15 protein-coding genes and 1 pseudogene are annotated in these 16,916 nt (G+C 48.3%); 7 read left to right on the top strand and 9 right to left on the bottom strand.

The genetic code is table 11. The features are described 5' to 3' along the window. Positions 1 to 66: 66 nt before the first annotated feature. The 4 genes from KDW_RS31590 to KDW_RS08555 form a co-directional block, all read right to left on the bottom strand. The gene (locus tag KDW_RS31590) at positions 67 to 243 is read right to left on the bottom strand and encodes a hypothetical protein (RefSeq protein ID WP_162005055.1); all 177 of its coding nucleotides are present in this window, start codon (positions 241 to 243) and stop codon (positions 67 to 69) included. Between the two features lie 19 nt (positions 244 to 262). Beyond that, the gene (locus KDW_RS08565; RefSeq protein ID WP_151755572.1) at positions 263 to 763 is read right to left on the bottom strand and encodes a hypothetical protein; all 501 of its coding nucleotides are present in this window, start codon (positions 761 to 763) and stop codon (positions 263 to 265) included. A 21-nt stretch (positions 764 to 784) separates the two neighbouring features. Then, a complete protein-coding gene (locus KDW_RS08560; protein WP_151755571.1) occupies positions 785 to 1,900 on the bottom strand; it encodes a hypothetical protein in 1,116 nt (371 codons plus the stop codon). Between the two features lie 226 nt (positions 1,901 to 2,126). Then, positions 2,127 to 2,417, bottom strand: coding sequence for a hypothetical protein (locus tag KDW_RS08555; RefSeq protein WP_151755570.1), 291 nt, complete (start codon positions 2,415 to 2,417; stop codon positions 2,127 to 2,129). Between the two features lie 494 nt (positions 2,418 to 2,911). Here KDW_RS08555 and KDW_RS08550 point away from each other — a divergent pair, with 494 nt between their 5' ends. After that, positions 2,912 to 3,757 (top strand): helix-turn-helix domain-containing protein, encoded by an 846-nt coding sequence (locus tag KDW_RS08550; protein ID WP_151755569.1) that lies wholly within the window; start codon positions 2,912 to 2,914, stop codon positions 3,755 to 3,757. A gap of 99 nt (positions 3,758 to 3,856) precedes the next feature. Here KDW_RS08550 and KDW_RS34865 read toward each other — a convergent pair whose 3' ends face one another. Continuing rightward, complete coding sequence (locus KDW_RS34865; RefSeq protein ID WP_151755568.1) at positions 3,857 to 5,515, bottom strand: site-specific DNA-methyltransferase; 1,659 nt, start codon at positions 5,513 to 5,515, stop codon at positions 3,857 to 3,859. A gap of 529 nt (positions 5,516 to 6,044) precedes the next feature. Here KDW_RS34865 and KDW_RS08540 point away from each other — a divergent pair. From KDW_RS08540 to KDW_RS08510, 6 genes and pseudogenes are all read left to right on the top strand, one after another. After that, positions 6,045 to 7,637, top strand: coding sequence for a sensor histidine kinase (locus KDW_RS08540; protein ID WP_151755567.1), 1,593 nt, complete (start codon positions 6,045 to 6,047; stop codon positions 7,635 to 7,637). Between the two features lie 2 nt (positions 7,638 to 7,639). Then, a pseudogene (locus KDW_RS35840) lies at positions 7,640 to 8,367 on the top strand (response regulator transcription factor). A gap of 18 nt (positions 8,368 to 8,385) precedes the next feature. Beyond that, entirely contained in the window at positions 8,386 to 9,375 is a 990-nt protein-coding gene (locus tag KDW_RS08530) for a uroporphyrinogen decarboxylase family protein (RefSeq protein WP_151755566.1), read from the top strand. A gap of 346 nt (positions 9,376 to 9,721) precedes the next feature. Then, positions 9,722 to 10,240 (top strand): NUDIX hydrolase, encoded by a 519-nt coding sequence (locus KDW_RS08520; protein ID WP_162005054.1) that lies wholly within the window; start codon positions 9,722 to 9,724, stop codon positions 10,238 to 10,240. A gap of 6 nt (positions 10,241 to 10,246) precedes the next feature. Further along, entirely contained in the window at positions 10,247 to 10,606 is a 360-nt protein-coding gene (locus KDW_RS08515) for a hypothetical protein (protein WP_151755563.1), read from the top strand. Further along, complete coding sequence (locus KDW_RS08510) at positions 10,596 to 11,249, top strand: MEDS domain-containing protein (protein ID WP_151755562.1); 654 nt, start codon at positions 10,596 to 10,598, stop codon at positions 11,247 to 11,249. Before KDW_RS08515 ends, KDW_RS08510 begins: the two co-directional genes overlap by 11 nt. Before the next feature lie 288 nt (positions 11,250 to 11,537). Here the strand turns inward: KDW_RS08510 and KDW_RS08505 are convergent, their stop codons facing one another. The 4 genes from KDW_RS08505 to KDW_RS32745 all read right to left on the bottom strand — a co-directional run bounded on the left by KDW_RS08505 (position 11,538) and on the right by KDW_RS32745 (position 16,788). Continuing rightward, positions 11,538 to 12,557: an AIM24 family protein gene (locus tag KDW_RS08505; protein ID WP_151755561.1), complete on the bottom strand. Its 1,020-nt coding sequence runs from the start codon at positions 12,555 to 12,557 to the stop codon at positions 11,538 to 11,540. 232 nt (positions 12,558 to 12,789) lie between these two features. Beyond that, positions 12,790 to 13,254: a hypothetical protein gene (locus KDW_RS08500; RefSeq protein WP_151755560.1), complete on the bottom strand. Its 465-nt coding sequence runs from the start codon at positions 13,252 to 13,254 to the stop codon at positions 12,790 to 12,792. Positions 13,255 to 13,290: 36 nt separating this feature from the next. Beyond that, on the bottom strand, positions 13,291 to 14,565 hold the full coding sequence (coaBC, locus tag KDW_RS08495) for a bifunctional phosphopantothenoylcysteine decarboxylase/phosphopantothenate--cysteine ligase CoaBC (protein WP_151755559.1): 1,275 nt from the start codon (positions 14,563 to 14,565) through the stop codon (positions 13,291 to 13,293). Between the two features lie 309 nt (positions 14,566 to 14,874). Further along, positions 14,875 to 16,788: a hypothetical protein gene (locus KDW_RS32745; RefSeq protein WP_198925225.1), complete on the bottom strand. Its 1,914-nt coding sequence runs from the start codon at positions 16,786 to 16,788 to the stop codon at positions 14,875 to 14,877. Between the last annotated feature and the right edge of the window lie 128 nt (positions 16,789 to 16,916).

Genomic DNA, 16,916 nt, shown 5'->3' with positions numbered 1-16,916 from the left:
CAGGTATAGTACTGGCAAGAACACAATACAGAAGGAACAAGGAAAGCCACCAGACGATGCATCAGCTTAATCGTTGCCTTCATGGTCTTTCCTCCCTGATTTCGATCGTATGGCAGAGATAGCAATCAGAGCAATTATCAGCATAATCAGGGGAATGCAGCAAAGCATCCCACCTTGCAAGATCGCCACCAGGGCAAGCCACCAATCTGGAACATGTTGCTGAAAAGAAATGGTTGAAGACATCTCGACTCCTTGAAATGTTTTATGAAGGGGCCAGAAGCGGTTCATTGCTGACTGGTTTCCCTCGTTTACGTTTGCCGAGCGCTTTTGCACGTGCAAGATAGCGCTGACGTGTGGTATATGGGAGATGGGTATTGATCAGCGTTTGCGCTGACTTAACGCCACAGATATACATGCCCAGGAGCACCTGGCTTCCGGTCTTTGTGAAGCGCTGCACCTCTACATCAGAAATTTCCGCTGGAAGCTCATATGGCTTTGCAAAGTTCCCGGCTCGCAGCGAAAGAACCGCCACTGGCAAGACCGTATTATGCTCATAACAGATCACCAGGGATGGAACATCTTTAGCGACATGATAGCGCTTCTCGTAGAACTGAAAGGAATTCAGAAGCACGGCACCTTTGTAGTGCTCTCCATCCATAACCAGAGAATAGACACGACCTTTGAGATGCATAACAGAGGAGATAGCATAATTCTCGCGCCTGGCCAGGAACAGACGGAGAACATCCTTTTCAGTCATCGTCATGGTCGTGTACCCTCCTTCCTGTTAGCGGCGACCATACCCGCGTTCATTTTTCTCTTCATCCTTGAGGGCTTTTTCCATCTTCTCAAGGATCGAGGTCATCACCATGCTCACCGCCTCACCGATTTTCTCGGAAAGGTCCTCTTGAATTTTGAGCGTGGATTTCATCATCTGATCACGCAGCGCGGCGTTTTTATCTGCCTCTTCAATACCCCGCTGCGCATCAGCCAGTTCCCCGATTGCCGTTGCTCGTTTACGGATGGACTCAATATGCTTCTGCAGTGAGCGGCCTTTGAACATCAGCACTGCACTACAACCCAGGTCAGCCAGGGCGACCGCAATCACACGAATGACCATACTCAATTGCTCAATGGAGCCTTGCGTGATCTGGTTGTTATGAGTGATCACCAGGTACAGACCAAAAGCAGATGACGAATTCAAGATAATCCAGATCAGGACCACCATGGCCATGCGCCCAAAGTTCGGCTTGCCAGAGGATAGCTCAGCAAAGGCGCGGCCCATTGCCACTGTACAGGCAGCAATCACACCTTCAATCGTGAAGGCCAGACCATACGCTGGCACCAGGTCCATCGTTGGGGTAAAGAACTTGCCCAGATCAGAACCTATCCAGGCCATCAACAGGAACAGCACAGCATATCCAATGAACTGTGTAAAGCCACCTAGAAGACGTTCACCGATATCCTTATAGTCCTCATCGAACTCGGCGACTTTATCACGCATTTTTTCGATGGCGCTGCGCTCATCAGGTGGCGGCGCTTCCTTCTCCTTCTTTGGTGGAGCCGCTGTCTGTGTTGTACCTTGAGAGTTGCTAGATGATCCATTGCCACCACGTTGCCACCAGGTCTTTAAGCCATCAAAAATGCCTTGTTTCGGTAGAGGTGGTGGCGTGTTTGGTATCGTCTGGTGGCCATTCGATTGGCCTTGTTGTTTTACTAAAGGTTCCGTCTGTGAGGTATCAGCACTAGCCTCTTTACGGCGCTCCTTGATCGTCTGGGATACGCCATTCGAAAAAGCCGCTGCCGGATTTTGCCTGGCCAGGTCAGCGAACTCTTGCGTATCGGTATATTTCGGAGTGGGTGGCGGTGGTATGAGTGATTTTTCATACTCGCTCAATGACATAGCAATATCTCACTTTCATTTCGTGGAATAGTCATGTGATTTCGTGGTAGTTCATCATGATTAATGCTTTTTTGATCATTAATCTGCAAGAACGAACAAAGAAGAGACGTAAATCATGCTCGGACGCCTCACGACAAGCCCATGGCATCACCACGACTCACCACGGCATCACCACGCGCTCGTGGTGATCGGCAATGATTTACGCCTCCTGCGGAACGAATAACGGTTAGATACCCCCTTCTTTTTTGTCCTTGGCCTCCTTCTTTAAGCGCTTCTCTTCTTTGCGTAAAAAAGCCAGGTTCTCACGCTGAAAGCGGCGCTTAATACGATCAATCTCTGGGTTAATAATGGCGGTCAAGCGGATATACTGCTGGAGCAGATAGATACGACCATCCTGGCGGGCTTTGTGAGCATAATCTTCCAGGTCTTTGCTCAATTTTTCCATGTCTTCCAGGTCTTCTTCACGAACAAACGTCGCCAGCTGAGCGGCATTTTTCACCGACAATTCATCAGCCATAATTAACGGAATCTCCTTTGTTTGAAGCTACAAACCAAAGCCAATTGCTAAGGCTCACTGCTGCTAATCCCACAGAAGCGCGATTAGCAGTATCAACCTTAGGTGTTATTAAATGGAAGATCGTCCCGGATCTTTCCAGGTCTAAGGTACGCCGTCCGCCTTGCTCCTTCATCAGCGCTCCTTTCTCGCAAGGTTCAGCGAATTCTCGAACTTAGACCATATGGGAGTTCCACCCTCATCTCACCTTCAAGCGTCCGCCTGGTGTATGGCTTGTCCATCTTTTCCATGCTGGCCTGCTCGGTGAGTCTCTTATTTAGTTGTTGAATGTTCTTTTTATAAGGTTTATAATATTACAAACCTTAGTATTGTTATAAATATTATAACCAGGCAAAGCGAGAAAGTCAAGGCAAATCTTACTAATCTTGTTAAGCTAATGTCGATTTGTTACAATGAGGGTATGATAATATCCATGCTGGGATGAGGAGAGAGCGATTATGCCTAGAATTGAAACCCCCAAAGGCTACTACACCGCTACAGAAGTAAAAAAGATACTTAATATCAGCGATGCAATGGTAAGAGCACATGTGCAAAAAGGAAGGATTAAATACCTTCTTCCCCCAGGAAGAAAGCAGGGTTTTTACCTTCAGAAGGATGTAGACAAGCTGTCAAACGAATTAGATGCTTTTCTGAATTTAGAAGAGGAAGTAGAAAGCACCGAGTTTGTATCAGCCACAGAGGCAGACATACCAGGATGTGTCAAACTGAATAGGGAATTGTTTACAGTCAGCGTAGATACCGATAATGATACTCTGGTAAGAAAATGGACTGCATGGTTGCAAAAGAACCCTGACATCATTCAAATTTTGAAGAGAAATAATGAAGTAGTGGGCATTGTCACAATGCTACCTTTCAAGCCTAAATCAGAAAAATTTAATAATATCCTTACAGGAGATGTTTCTATCCTGCTGGGAGATATCGACATTTTGCCAGATGATATCGAAGCATACACGCCAGGTAACCATATTCTTTTATACATAGCAGAAATCGGAGTTAAGCCAAGTCTGAGCAAAGATTTAAGGCGCAAGTATGGCGCAAAGATTATCTCTAATTTTATGGACTCAATCGTAAACCTGGGTAGGAATGGCGTCATTATTGAAAAAATTGTGTCCGTAGGAGAGTCTAAAAGCGGTGTAAGATTGCTACAGCATTTCGGTTTTAGCGAAATCATTTTCTCTCGATCTGATACAAGAGTATTCGAGCTAGACCCAAAGAAATCAGGTGCACCTATTATGAACGCTTATAGAGAGATGTTAAAACAATCCACTAGCACAATGCACTAGGCTACCATGAACCTGGCAATATAAAAAGCGCCTGGACGAGCAATATGATAAAGCTCACCAGGTGCTTTTTGATAGAAAAATCAGTATCTACAATTGTTTTTAACCAAACAGTTCAGGCTGCTCAGCAATGCGCTTTTCTACTCTTGATGCCTGTTTGAACGTTCCGAATTGTGGAGGCATCTTCAACTGGACGCGACCGCGTAGCAGGTCATCAATGGTAAGTATTTGAATGTGTGGATAATCCTGGCCCCAACCAACTGAGTGATAGAAACCAGCGCTGACACTCTCGGTAATCATGTCGCGGGAAGGGCTTTCCAGCGTTATAAACACGCCAATAGCTGCCTGTTCTCTCTGTACCGTTCCCCGTAGATCACGAATATCACCCGATTTTACATGCCCTGACTTTACCTGGACAAGGGCGCGTTTGGCTTTACCAGTCGCATCATCAATAAAGGCAATCACACCATCAATGCCTCTATCCTTGCCCTTCTTACCTTCCTTACTGCCTTCCTGGCCACCAAGTGGCTTAGCACGAATCAACGAAAGCGCCCACCATTGGAACTGGTAACGATCTTCTTGGGCAAGTTGGCGAGCTGCCCCCAAATCTGTTGGCTCGCCTCGGACTTTAAATTTAATGCCAGAGAACATAGCTTCAAGGCGATATTTTTGTAAGGCAATACTTAGATGAGTAATATCTATACCTATCCATTTACGGTCTAACTTCTGGGCAGCAGCTATGGCAGTACCGCACCCACAAAAAGGATCAAGGACAATATCACCAGGATTGCTACTAGCTTTTATAACCCGTTCTAATAGCGCAAGAGGCTTTTGGGTAGGATAACCTAATCTTTCTGTTGCCAGTGCACTAATAGGTGAGATATCATCCCAAATATTTTGTATTGGTTCACCTTCAAGCTCATCTAAGTATCTTTTGCGCCTTATGCGTCCATCCTTATTCTTTGGAAAAATTAGTTTACCTGCTGCATCCCACTCTTCCATTTTTTCTCTTGAAATAGCCCAGCCGAAACGAGGAGGTTTATATCCTTTATACTCATAGGTTAAATTTGGACGAGGTGAGGGGCTTCCTAAATTATCAGATGCATATCTACGACCTTTTTCATCTACGAATTTAAAGAATTTCTCAATGTAATCTGGATTGTTAGCTCTGTACAAATGGGTAAAAGTATTAGCGTTACTTTTTCCATAAAACAAAATTATATCAGTTGCGTTTCCAAACTTCCGGCTTGTACCACCTGTATCGCCACGTCCAGTCTTGCGCTTCCAGATAATTTCATTTTTAAAGTTTTGTGCACCAAAGATTGTATCCAGCATCACTTTCAAATAATGGCTTGCAGTCGGATCACAATGTAAATATAAACTTCCGGTTTGCTTGAGAACGCGATGTAATTCAACTAACCGCGTCGCCATCATAACAAGATAAGCCATCATCTGATTACGCCCAATGAAACCACATAGCGCCTCTATCATTTGTGATATATGATCAGGAGCTTCGGTCCTCAGTTCATTGTAAGTTTGCTCAGCTAGTTGATTCCAATGCCATGTATCTTCAAAAGCAGTGATCTGAGCTTCGCTATCTTTTCCACTTTCATCTTTAAATAGTACATTATAATTACGACTTGAGTTAAAAGGTGGATCAAGGTAAACAAGGTCTACGCTATTATCCGCAATATACTGGCGTAAAATATCCAGGTTATCCCCATAAAATAATGTATTCTCATCGATAGGTTGTGGTGTCATGTCCGGCCTCCCTCCGTATACTCCTGGCATCATATAACCGCCTATCAGCAATGTCAACAAAAGCTCGCTTGGCAAATATATGCTTTTTAAGCTACTATTTGATTCTGTAACTGGGTGGTCACCGTCCGAGAAAGAAATATGGTCTTGAGCGACTCAAGAAATGGCCTACATTAGAAAAACGCGAACTATCAGCAATGAGCCTGGTCATATAAAAAGCACCTGGACAAGCAATATAAAAAAGCCTACCAGGTGCTCCTTTTTGATATTAATGGTCTGATGCAGCTAACTCAAATTGACAGCATGTTTGACAGCAAAGACCTTTTACATTACTTTACAACTACACCTCAAGATTAACAAAAATAAAAGCAAATTTACTCTTGCTTTTATACAGCGGCCTTATAAACAGTGTTTACCCCTAGAAATATGTGTTACAATAACACCGTTGCCTCTTACTGGCAAGCCTATTGCATGGTGAACACATACAGCTTTTCCAAATGTCAGTTGAAAATTTCCACAGCGGAGTCTTGTTATGTCCTGGTCCCAGCCGCAGCAAGTCGAGGATCCTCATGATCAAATGGCCATTCTGGTTGGTAGTGCGATACAATTGCTGCGTGGCCAATCCGGTGTCTTTGTGGTCTCGAATGAGGCCTTTGATCCACAAAGTAGTACCGAGTATACGCTTTACCAATTGAGTAAAGCTGCTTTGCCTGCCCTGCTGTCATATGTGCAGGAAGGTATGCAACCCAATTCACTTCACCCTCTGGTTGTAGAGACGTTAGCGCCCGATCTGGCGCAACAGATGGGACTGGCGGAAGAAGTGATTGCTGAACATGGGGTTGAGTGGTGTTCACTGGCAGTCTATGATGAGGTGGGGCCGCTGGGAACACTGTATTTCCTGCGCCTCGGTGCGCAGCGTTCCTGTTTTGAACGGCAGTCTTCCGATGAGGATGAGGTGGAATACAATGCTCTCCAATTATTCGTCACCCAGTTAGCGACCAGTCTGCGCTTCGCTTTACGTTCGCAGGCGTTAGTCAAAGAACAGGATCGGCTGGCTGCGATTTTTCAGTATAGCACCGAAGGCATTTTGACAGTCGACAACGCATTACGAATTATCGATTTCAATCCTGCGATGCAGCGCCTGACTGGTTGGCGTGAAAACGAGGTCCTGGGCCAGTTTTATTTCAAGGTTTTACGGCCCAAAGATCGGCAGGGCAATGATCTGGGCCTGCAGGATTCAGTGATCCTGCAAGCATTTGCGGGACAAGAGGTGATCAATCGGGAAATGGTGATCTGCGCCCGTGATGGACAGCGTTTTGCGGTCGCCGTCACGGCTTCATGCGTGCGCTCAGCGCGTGGTGAGCCGATGAATGGTATTCTTAATGTCCATGATCTCACCAGTGAGCATCAGCAAGAGGAACAACGGTCAACGTTTATCTCTGTGATCTCGCATGAATTGCAGACACCGATTGCGATTATTAAAGGCTATGCATCCACTTTAGCACGTACCGATGCCCATTTTAATCCTGCAACCATTCGTTCGCGTCTGGTTGCGATTGAGGAAGAGGCAGATCGACTCAATAAACTTGTAGGCAACCTGCTCTATGCCTCGCGTATTCAGGCCAATGGATTACAGATGGACATCACGGCCCTGGATCTGGAGTATGTCGTACGTGGCATGGTTCGCCGTTTGCGGGCCAAAACGCCTGACGTCCAGGTCTCGGTCTCCATTCCAGAGCACCTGCCAGTTGTGATGGCGGATCGCGAAAGGATCGAAGAGGTCCTGCAAAATTTATTAGATAATGCCGTCAAGTATTCGCCGCGCCGGCCCGAAGTTACCGTTACCTGTTATGTAACGGGAGAAGAAGTGATCGTCAGTGTCAGCGATACAGGCATGGGGATCGCGCTCCGTGAACAGGAACAGATCTTTCATCGTTTTCAGCGCGTAGGCGAGCCCCTTTCACAGTCCACACCAGGAGCGGGTCTGGGACTCTATATATGTAAAGCAATTATCGAAGCACATGGAGGACGTATCTGGGTGGAGAGCACATTGCGCCAGGGTTCAACCTTTTCGTTTAGTTTACCGCGTGAGGAGAAAGCTCCGTTACCGATGGTGGTTTTTTGATGATGGAACAGGAAGTATTTGACCAGCGGGACATGACGATTCTCATCGTCGATGATGAGCCGCGCATCCGCGATTTTGTGCGCATGAATCTGGAGCTAGAGCACTATCGGGTGCTGGAAGCCAACAATGGGATTGAAGCGCTTGATCAGTTGCGCGACAATCTTCCCGATCTTGTTGTGTTAGATGTAATGATGCCAGAGATGGATGGTTTTGAAACCCTCAAGGCAATTCGTGAGGTCTCAACGGTTCCAGTTGTGATGTTGACTGTGCGGCAAAACGAACAGGATCGCATTCGTGGACTGGACCTGGGAGCCGACGATTATATCGCCAAACCATTCAGTCCTCGTGAACTACTCTCACGTATTCGCGCCCTTTTACGCCGTTCACTGATGGCCCACCATCGCGGAAAACCGAGATCGTAGTTGATTCAGATCTGACGATCGATTTTGCCCGACGCGAAGTGATTGTGCGTGGCCGCAAAGTAGTGTTACGTCCAACCGAGTATCGTTTGCTCTACCATCTCGTCAGCAATGCCGGGCGCCTGCTCACCCATGAAACCTTGCTCTCAAAGGTCTGGGGCCGTGAATATCGCGACGAGTCACACTATCTACGTCTCTATATCACCTATCTACGCCAGAAGCTGGAAAAAGATCCAGCCCATCCACACTATATTCTGACGGAACGTGGGGTCGGATATCGTTTTAAAGAGCTAGCTGATGGACATAAATAACAGGAGAAATAGATTCCTATGAATAAGAAGGAACGAGTAGACGCGGCCCTGCGCGGAGAAAAAGTTGATCGTGTGCCTGTTAGTGTCTGGGGGCATGATTATGAGCGTGAGTGGGGGGTACAATCGCTGTCTGAATCGATCGCTGAGAATTTTAACCGTTACGACTGGGATTATGTCAAAGTGAATCCGCGGGCCTCATATCTGGTAGAAGGTTGGAAGGCTAAATATCAGCCCTCTGGCAAAAAATTTCAGCCTCCGACGTGCGAATATACCCCGATTAAAAGTGCCTCAGACTGGAAACGCATCCGTCCCCTTGAACCGGACCATGGAGCGCTGGGCGAGCAACTGCGCGTCCTGCAACTGGTTAACCATGAAGTTGGCTATGATGCGTACTTCACCCAGACCATTTTTTGTCCTCTCGGTGTTGCTCGCTATCTGGCCGGAGATAAAATTCAGCCGGTCTTGCTGACCATGCGTGAAGATCGCACCGCCCTGCATACCGCTTTACGAATTATCACCGAAACCCTGATCAATTATGCCATTGCCTGTCTGGAACAGGGGGCTAGCGGTATCTTCTACGCCACCAATGGCTGGGCCAGCGCTGGCATGTTGACCCAGGATCAGTATCGGGAATTTGGCGAGCAATATGATCTTGAGTTTTTAGACGCGATTAAAAGTCGCAGTAAATTCAACATTCTGCACAACTGTGGATCCCAGATCTACTTTGATCTGCTGGCCTCATATCCCGTCCATGCCATCAACTGGTCCACCGAGCAAGTAGGAAATCCATCTTTACGCGATGGCCGCTTGCGTTCCGGGAAAGCCGTAATGGGTGGTTTAGGCGAAGAGCGCACCCTGAAAAAAGGGACGCCTGGAAAAGTGCAGGATGAAATAGGTCTGGTTCTGGAGCAGACAGGTGGTCAGGGACTGCTGCTGGCACCAGGTTGCGCCATCGCGCCTGAGACGCCGACGAAGAACCTTGACGCCATTCGCCGTGTATTATCTTGACACTTTCTGATGCATTCGTTATACTTCCTGATAATTCTCAACCTTGAAAAGAGTTGTGTGGGATATCAGTGGTAAGGTGATGGGTGAGCGACAAACTTCTACCATCCTGGCTAATCAGCCAACCATGTTATACCAGGTATGGGAAAAAATGTTGTATAGTAGTAATCTAGTGAATAGCAGAGAAGACCATGCATCGCCCTGTCTGGCAGCAGGGATGGAGAAGTAAAGAGGATGTGTTGAGTATTCTGGTGCATGTGTCCTCAAAAATCTGTTGACTGACACACTCGCAGCGCACTTTGGTTGTATTAGAGAGGGTACATCGCGAGCAATGGAGCGATATAGAACAATGCGAGCCTATTCAGCAGGCGGCGTTGTATTCCGCCTTGCCCCTATGCGTTCTCCTGACATAAACTTCTTACAGCAGCCGCATCGATCCAACGATATTCACGAAGGATTTGATGAGATGGCTGCCATGGAAGTAGTGCTTGTGGGGCGTAGTCGTGCTGGGATCTGGGCTTTACCGAAAGGGACACCTCAGCCAGGTGAAACGGTTGAGCAGGTCGCATTACGCGAGGCCCAGGAAGAGACAGGTTTGCAAGTTGAATTGATTGCTTATATTGGTAGCACCTCGTATTCTTTTGTACGTGAGCAAGTGCGCTATCATAAACAAGTGCGACATTTCTTATTAGAGGCCGTTGGTGGGGACACCGCTTTACACGATCAAGAATATGATCTCGTTGAGTGGTTTTCATTACACGAAGCCAGCCGTCGCCTGACCTATCAGAATGAAGTGAATATTCTCTATCAGGCAGAAGAAATGCTACAGCGCTGGTTGCAATATCGGCAACAAGAAGGGCAGAAGTAAGGCTGTATGCAAGAAGAATATAAACCCCACTTTAAGCTCGCAAGGCGCATACTCTTACCCTATACCGGCGAAGAGCCGCTTACGCGTGCTCAAGAAGCCAAAGTCATCTTCTCATGGGCTACCATTTTCCCGATTATCCTTTTGGTGTGCACACTGCCACTCGTGGCTTTATTCAGCAGCAACGCATCCCTGCAGAAAGTCGGTCTCTTTCTCCTCCTGGTTTTTGTGGGAGGGGTAGTTATTTTCGGCCTGATGGCCTGGTTTGTGGTCTTAATGATCAATCGATCGGCCCGTGCATTCCAGCAACAAAGGGCACAAAAATCTGCAAGGACTAGCAACATCAGCGGAGGTAGGTATGGATCTTAGTGTTGAAGGCAAATCAGAGCGTATACCCCCTGGCTCACATATCTGCCAGCTTTACAGCAAGGTGACAGAAATTCCTGGTGTGACGGCACGCCTTTTGCGGGTTGGTTTGTCGCTGAAAGAAAAATGTTTGTTCGCGGCCGCACCGGCACAAATTCAAGAACTCCGCGAAGAGCTAGAGAAACTCCAGGTTGATGTAGATGAGTTAATTGCTTCCGGCCAACTCGTATTATACGATGAACGGGATGTGTTTCTGGCCAATGGGAAGCGTTTTGATCCCTACTTCCTCTTGTCCTCACATCAAACATTTATTGCCCAGGCGTTACGTGAAGGCTGGCAGGCGGTACGCATATCGATAGATATGACCTGGTTATCCAAAGACCTTGCCACCCCCGAACAAATTCTCAAATATGAAGCGGCCTCTGATGCGGTCTTTACATTCCAGAATGCCCCTATTATTGCCTTAATGCATTATGACCATAGTAAGTTATTACCAAGTCTGGTCGTAGAAATGTTAAAGTTGCATCCAATTTCGGTAGTTGGCAAATATATTAAACGCAATCCCTATTATCTCAACTCTGAACAATATATGTTAAAGATCCTACGCATCAATAAAGATAAAGGGAATCATAGCACTTCTGCTTGATTGCTGTCTTGCAGTACGCGTATAATGGTAAGCATTACGTGAGAAACTTGTAAGAGACCATTGACCTTTTGACTGTGAGATTGGGGGCAGCGCCCCCATTGCTTACAGTTCTTTTTTTGCCTTTGACCTTCCCGGCATAACATACTCATGCTTTGCCTGGTTTCATAAGAAAGATGAGCCCGCTACGCGGGCGGGAGCGGGGGAGGGAGGCCAGGGCACAGCCCTGGAACCCAGTCAGGGGATTGCATCCCCTGCACCCCTGCCTTTCGCATCAACATTGACAGTGTACTAGTTGTCGAAGAAGTTGCCCATGAAGTTACTCTGTCCACCCGCCTGGGGAGAACCTTCGGCTGTGGGTGGATGGTAGGTCATGGATTGAATGCCGATCCGGCCAGGGCCGATGAAGCGGTTAAGCGTAAATGAGGCGCCAGCCATCAGCCCTCCAATTGCTCCCAGGATGCCTCCGCCGCGTTGCGAGCCGGCAACGGTTGTGACCTGCATCTGCACTGATGGATCTTTCCAGAGCCATGCACCCGGTTCAACATCGATCGCTTCGCCAGGGGCCAGCACCTTTTCAAAGACGTTACCATAGCCATGCAGAAGGAGCATTCCTTCACCATTGACAGCTGTGAATTGATCGACGAAAATTCCAGTACGACTGAAGAGGATGTTGGCAGCGCCCTGGACAAAGGTGAAGTTATAATCTACGTTGCTGGTCGCCACCAGGAATTGATGTTCGCGTACCTCAACCATCTGACCTGGTTGGAGTCGGAGGGCTACAATCTGGCCTACAGAATCGCGTGAGAACGAAATATTGCCGGGCCCCTGGGCTTCGCTGATAAAGACCTGCAATCCGGCGAAAAAGCGCCGTGCCGCGCCTTTCAGAGACTTAAAGCCGATCTGTACACCTGGATGTTTCCAGAGCAGGATATGATGCTCGAAATAGACCGACAGTTGATTCCCCAGCATAATATCTACCACGGGTACCAGCTCACCATCGATACTGATCGTCATATCAGCAATGCGCAATGGTCCCTTGGGATTATGCAGTTCAGCTTTAGGAACCGCGTTACCGAACATACTATTGGAATACTCTTCAAACTGATTGGGAGGCGTGTAAGCGCCCTGTTGAGGCCCTGACTGTGCGGGCGGTGGTGGATTATAATTATTTGGCTGTGAGGGTGGCGGACTATAGGGTCCAGGTTGAGATTGGCCTTGCGGAAATGGAGCTGCATTCACCGGAGCTCCGCATGTTCCACAAAATTTTACTCCATCAGCAACGGTATTATGGCAGCGGGGACAGATCATTGACGCCTCCTTTTAAGGGACCAGCTAAGATAATGGATGGAGAGATAGCCGACAGGCACATGACGTCCTGCCGAAAGCGCGTAAGCTTGTATCTGCTCTTAATGTGATAATAACAGTGTTTTCCGGAAGATACAAGAGGAAAAATACAAAAGAAAAAAAATCAGGAAGGCAACCTCTAAAGGTTTTGCGCTTCCTGATTTTTTCTTTTTGAGATAGTAATAAACGATCAAGCCTAGAGCACGAAGCTATCAGCCAGAGGGCTACGAGAATTATTGCTATTCGCATTATCACGTTTATCGCCATTCAGGTTCACCTGAGGCTGGCCATTGGTCTGGCGACCATTGTTACTATATGTTCCACTGCCACTCGTTGAGGAAGGCATAGGTGGTGGGGTATTCTGCATCCCTTGTAAGCTCTGAAGAGCGGCCTGTGACTGGCTCGACTGGTTAGAGGATCCAGACTCGGTTGCGAGCTGGATTGTCTTGCCCTCAATCACCACAGCGATACCAATACCACGGCGGAGATCAGCAAGCTGCCTGCGCAACTCACGGTTCTCTGCCTCTAATGCATCCATTAATTTTTTCTGTTCAAGCAGCATCTGCGCGATGCCTTCAAAACCAGCGCTAGCAGCACGATCCATCATGGACTCCTCCTGCGTACTTTCCGTACCCATTAAATCTAGAACAACATCACCCATCACAGCGCCACGTCCTCCAACTTTATTGTGCCTGGCCTAGCCTAGCAACGGCACAACTCGATCCCAAATTGCCGCCGCAACGCCGGTTTTGGGCATTACAGGCAAGTCTTCCATTGCACCATCGGCATGAAAGATGAGCACTTTATTGGTGTCGGTACCAAAACCACTATCTGTACGCGATACATCATTCGCGACCAGCAAGTCCAGTTGTTTGCGTTGTAACTTCGCCTGGGCATGCTCAACAAGGTGTTCCGTTTCGGCCGCAAAGCCAACGCGTATTAAACGTCGCTTCAACTGGGGAATGGAGATGCCAGTATGTTGTTCTCCGGCATGTCCCCCCTTAAGTGCCAGTGCGAGTTCGCCAAGGATATCTGGATTAGCGACCAGATCAATAGAAAACTCGTCCTCCCTGTGTTGCCCTGTAGCCTCAGTTCTGAGCTTCTTGATTTTTTGTTCTGCCACCCTGGTTGGACGGAAATCCGCCACGGCAGCGCTCATAATCAAAGCATCAGCATCAGTAATAAAGTCACTCACAGCGTCACGCATCTGCATAGCAGTTTCAACCAGATGCATTTCTACACCAAACGGTGGAGGGAGTGCAACTGGTCCCGATACTAATATAACGTGTGCGCCGCGATCTCTGGCTTCCACTGCGAGGTTATAGCCCATTTTTCCTGATGAGCGATTCCCTACGTATCGTACTGGATCAATTGGTTCTTGTGTCCCACCAGCTGTGACAATGACACGGCGACCAGCCAGGTCCCCATGTCGCCCCAAAACTTGATGAATGGCCCCAAGTAACGTAGCCGTCTCAGGAAAGCGCCCAACGCCAATCGCGCCTGAAGCGAGTCGGCCCACTTCTGGCTCTACGACAAAAGCACCTCGTTCGCGTAACGTAGCCAGGTTTGCTTGTGTCGCTGGATGGGTATACATATTTGTGTACATCGCAGGTGCCAGGAGCAAAGGAGCCCTGGTTGCCAGGGCCACGGCTGTCAGCATATTATCTGTCATACCGTGCGCTAATTTAGCAATTGTATTGGCGGTTGCCGGCACAATTACCAGTAGTTCAGCCTCTTCTGCTAGCTTGATATGCGTCTCTGCGGCCTCTCCAGAGGCTTCCCAGAGGTCGCTATACACGCGCCGATGGCTCATGGTTGCGAATGTGAGCGGGCGGACAAACTCTTCCGCGTGCTCGGTCATAATCACATCTACCAATGCTCCCGCCTGTTGCAGTTTGCTGACCAGGTCGATTGCCTTGTACGATGCGATTCCTCCACAGATACCTACGATAATGCGCCTATTGAGTAACATGACTAGCCTACTTGTTTCATAAAATAAACCATTCGTGCTGGAACATAGCTACAATAGCATATGGAAATGTTTAACGGCAAGGTTAGTGCCAAGAAGTACCAGCATATACTAAATGATACCCCATCCAACCAAACCCCAGCCAGTCTTTCCATAAGACATTTTATAAAAATTCCTTGACGGATTAAACAGTGGCTAGAAAAAAGATAGGTAGCTCCGTCACTCTAGCGCATAAAAAAACCTGGTACATTGCTGCAATGCAATGTACCAGGAGTGTGTTACAAAAACTACTGGAGTTTTTGTACCTACTAACTAAGCGACATTCAATGCAACATCATCCACATAGAAGTTCGTGGTGAGTGAGGAATCAGTGGTACCAGCGAAGTACACCTGAACCTGCTGCCCTTTATAGGCTGACAGAGCTGATGAGACATTAAAGCTGTACTGAGTCCAACCATGGGTATTGGCGTTACACTGGGTTTGTGGAGTCGTGATGACTGCGCCACTGCTTGTACGCAGACGTGCATAGAAGTAGTCATAACAGGTGCTACCGGACTCGCTTGTGCTGATATACGTCCAGTAGGTCAGTGTGACACTCGTGTAACTGGATGGAATAGAAACGGTCTGGTAGATGGTGTCGGTACAATTATTGTAGCCACAGAGGTAGGCGCTATGAGTGCCGCTATGTGGATTGCTTGTATCTACAATCTCGTAACCGCCAGTGGAGCTTTCCGTCCAGCCGGTCGATCCACTCTCATATCCACCATTGGTGATTTTGTTACCGCCGCCGCCGCCGGAACCAACAGTCACGCTGACAGATGTGCTGTGAACAGCGCTGCCCTCAGTACCAGTAACTGTTACGGTGTAGTTGCCAGAAGCAACGCCTGAACCAACCGAAACGGTCAGGGTTGAAGAACCACCGGCTGTAACGGAGGTTGGGGAAAGAGAAGCTGTTGGGCCAGTAGGAGAAACACTGGCAGTCAGGCTGACGGTAGCGGCTGAACCACTGGTAACCGAAGTTGAGATGGTGGAAGAACCGTTGCTACCCTGAGCGATGGACAGGCTGCTTGGATTGGCACTGATACCGAAGTCGTTACCGCCGCCGCCGCCACCAATGATTGTATGTGAGATATCACAGCGGTTGGTGTCATTGGACCAGGTGGACTGCTCGGCATAGGTACCATTGCCCATGGTAACGTTGGCGGAAGCACCCTGACCGGAGCTGATCCAGGCGCACTCGTCAGCGTTTTCCTGACCACTGGAAGCGGTCCAACCACCGGCAGGATTCTGGTCGGTGATGGTCTCAGCATACTCGTGGCCTTCAACCATGGTGTAGCCATCGTTGGTACCGCCACTTGGATTGACGAAGTTCTGACCACAGCTGGATCCCTGATCCATGACATAAGGCATGTTGGTGAAGGCGATATCACCATAGGAGGAGCTTACCGCACCACCGGTCAGTGAACTGTCACCATTGTAGTCGTGCCAGGCGCAGAAACCACCGGTTTTGTAGTTATCGGGGTTGGCACCTTTAGGAGAGAGCACCACATACTGTGCGTAGCGGTTGGAAGCAGCAGTGGTGTTGCCGAAGTGGGCAGCAGCATTGACAGCTTCGACACCAATCTGGTGACCAGTCGCAGCACTTGGGGAAGCGGCTGAATTGTCATACCAGACACCGGAGAGCGCGCCACCGGTTGGATAGCCAACGTGAGCGGCACTGGGCGAACAGCTGCTGGCGCCAGTGGAGACACCGGAACCATCACAGTACTGGGTCATCACACCGGACCACAGCTCGTTGCCGGTACCCAGGCCTTTGAACATTTTCTGCAGCAAGGGTGCGCCACCGCTGGTGTCGCTGGAGAAGGTCAGGTTACCACCGCTATCGGTGCTCTGCGTTCCCCACTGGGTGCCCCAGAAAATCAGATAGACTTTTTCGTGACCGCTGGTGACGCCGATACCATCGATGCCACCACCATAGCCAAGGGTTTGACCTGTGACAGCTGGATGTACCTGGCTGTACGACTTCATCTTGTTGTTCTGAGAGATCGTGGGAATAGCACCATGTCGATAGCTGTGCTGGTATGTCGGGGAATAAGGGTTGGAACTAGCCGAGGCGCTAGCACCATCTCTGGCGGTCGTAGCTGCAAAAGCATTGGCTTGCGACAGCGCCGATAACAGTAGTAAAAATACTGTTAGTGAGAAGAATCGTATCGCTCGTTTCTGCAAAATAAACTCCTTTTTCAGGTTAAAGAAACGGTCCCTAATGGCAGATACAATTAAATATTTGATTAGATGGTTGGCACATATTCCTACCATCATTAAATGCAAGTATAAAAGTAAAGCCTTTACAATCA

The organism is Dictyobacter vulcani (genome assembly GCF_008974265.1).
GTDB lineage: Bacteria > Chloroflexota > Ktedonobacteria > Ktedonobacterales > Ktedonobacteraceae > Dictyobacter > Dictyobacter vulcani.
The sequence above is the reverse complement of the archived record's forward strand: the minus strand, read 5'-3'. Positions and strand labels throughout refer to the sequence as shown.

Bases quoted from the DNA above. Each gene is read 5' to 3' on its own strand.
- KDW_RS08560 (WP_151755571.1), bottom strand. From the start codon at position 1,900: ATGTCATTGAGCGAGTATGAAAAATCACTCATACCACCGCCACCCACT.
- KDW_RS08510 (WP_151755562.1), top strand. From the start codon at position 10,596: ATGGATCTTAGTGTTGAAGGCAAATCAGAGCGTATACCCCCTGGCTCA.
- KDW_RS08555 (WP_151755570.1), bottom strand. From the start codon at position 2,417: ATGGCTGATGAATTGTCGGTGAAAAATGCCGCTCAGCTGGCGACGTTT.
- KDW_RS08515 (WP_151755563.1), top strand. From the start codon at position 10,247: ATGCAAGAAGAATATAAACCCCACTTTAAGCTCGCAAGGCGCATACTC.
- KDW_RS08565 (WP_151755572.1), bottom strand. From the start codon at position 763: ATGACGATGACTGAAAAGGATGTTCTCCGTCTGTTCCTGGCCAGGCGC.
- KDW_RS08520 (WP_162005054.1), top strand. From the start codon at position 9,722: ATGCGAGCCTATTCAGCAGGCGGCGTTGTATTCCGCCTTGCCCCTATG.
- KDW_RS34865 (WP_151755568.1), bottom strand. From the start codon at position 5,515: ATGACACCACAACCTATCGATGAGAATACATTATTTTATGGGGATAAC.
- KDW_RS08530 (WP_151755566.1), top strand. From the start codon at position 8,386: ATGAATAAGAAGGAACGAGTAGACGCGGCCCTGCGCGGAGAAAAAGTT.
- KDW_RS08505 (WP_151755561.1), bottom strand. From the start codon at position 12,557: ATGATCTGTCCCCGCTGCCATAATACCGTTGCTGATGGAGTAAAATTT.
- coaBC (WP_151755559.1), bottom strand. From the start codon at position 14,565: ATGTTACTCAATAGGCGCATTATCGTAGGTATCTGTGGAGGAATCGCA.
- KDW_RS08540 (WP_151755567.1), top strand. From the start codon at position 6,045: ATGTCCTGGTCCCAGCCGCAGCAAGTCGAGGATCCTCATGATCAAATG.
- KDW_RS08550 (WP_151755569.1), top strand. From the start codon at position 2,912: ATGCCTAGAATTGAAACCCCCAAAGGCTACTACACCGCTACAGAAGTA.
- KDW_RS08500 (WP_151755560.1), bottom strand. From the start codon at position 13,254: ATGGGTGATGTTGTTCTAGATTTAATGGGTACGGAAAGTACGCAGGAG.
- KDW_RS31590 (WP_162005055.1), bottom strand. From the start codon at position 243: ATGTCTTCAACCATTTCTTTTCAGCAACATGTTCCAGATTGGTGGCTT.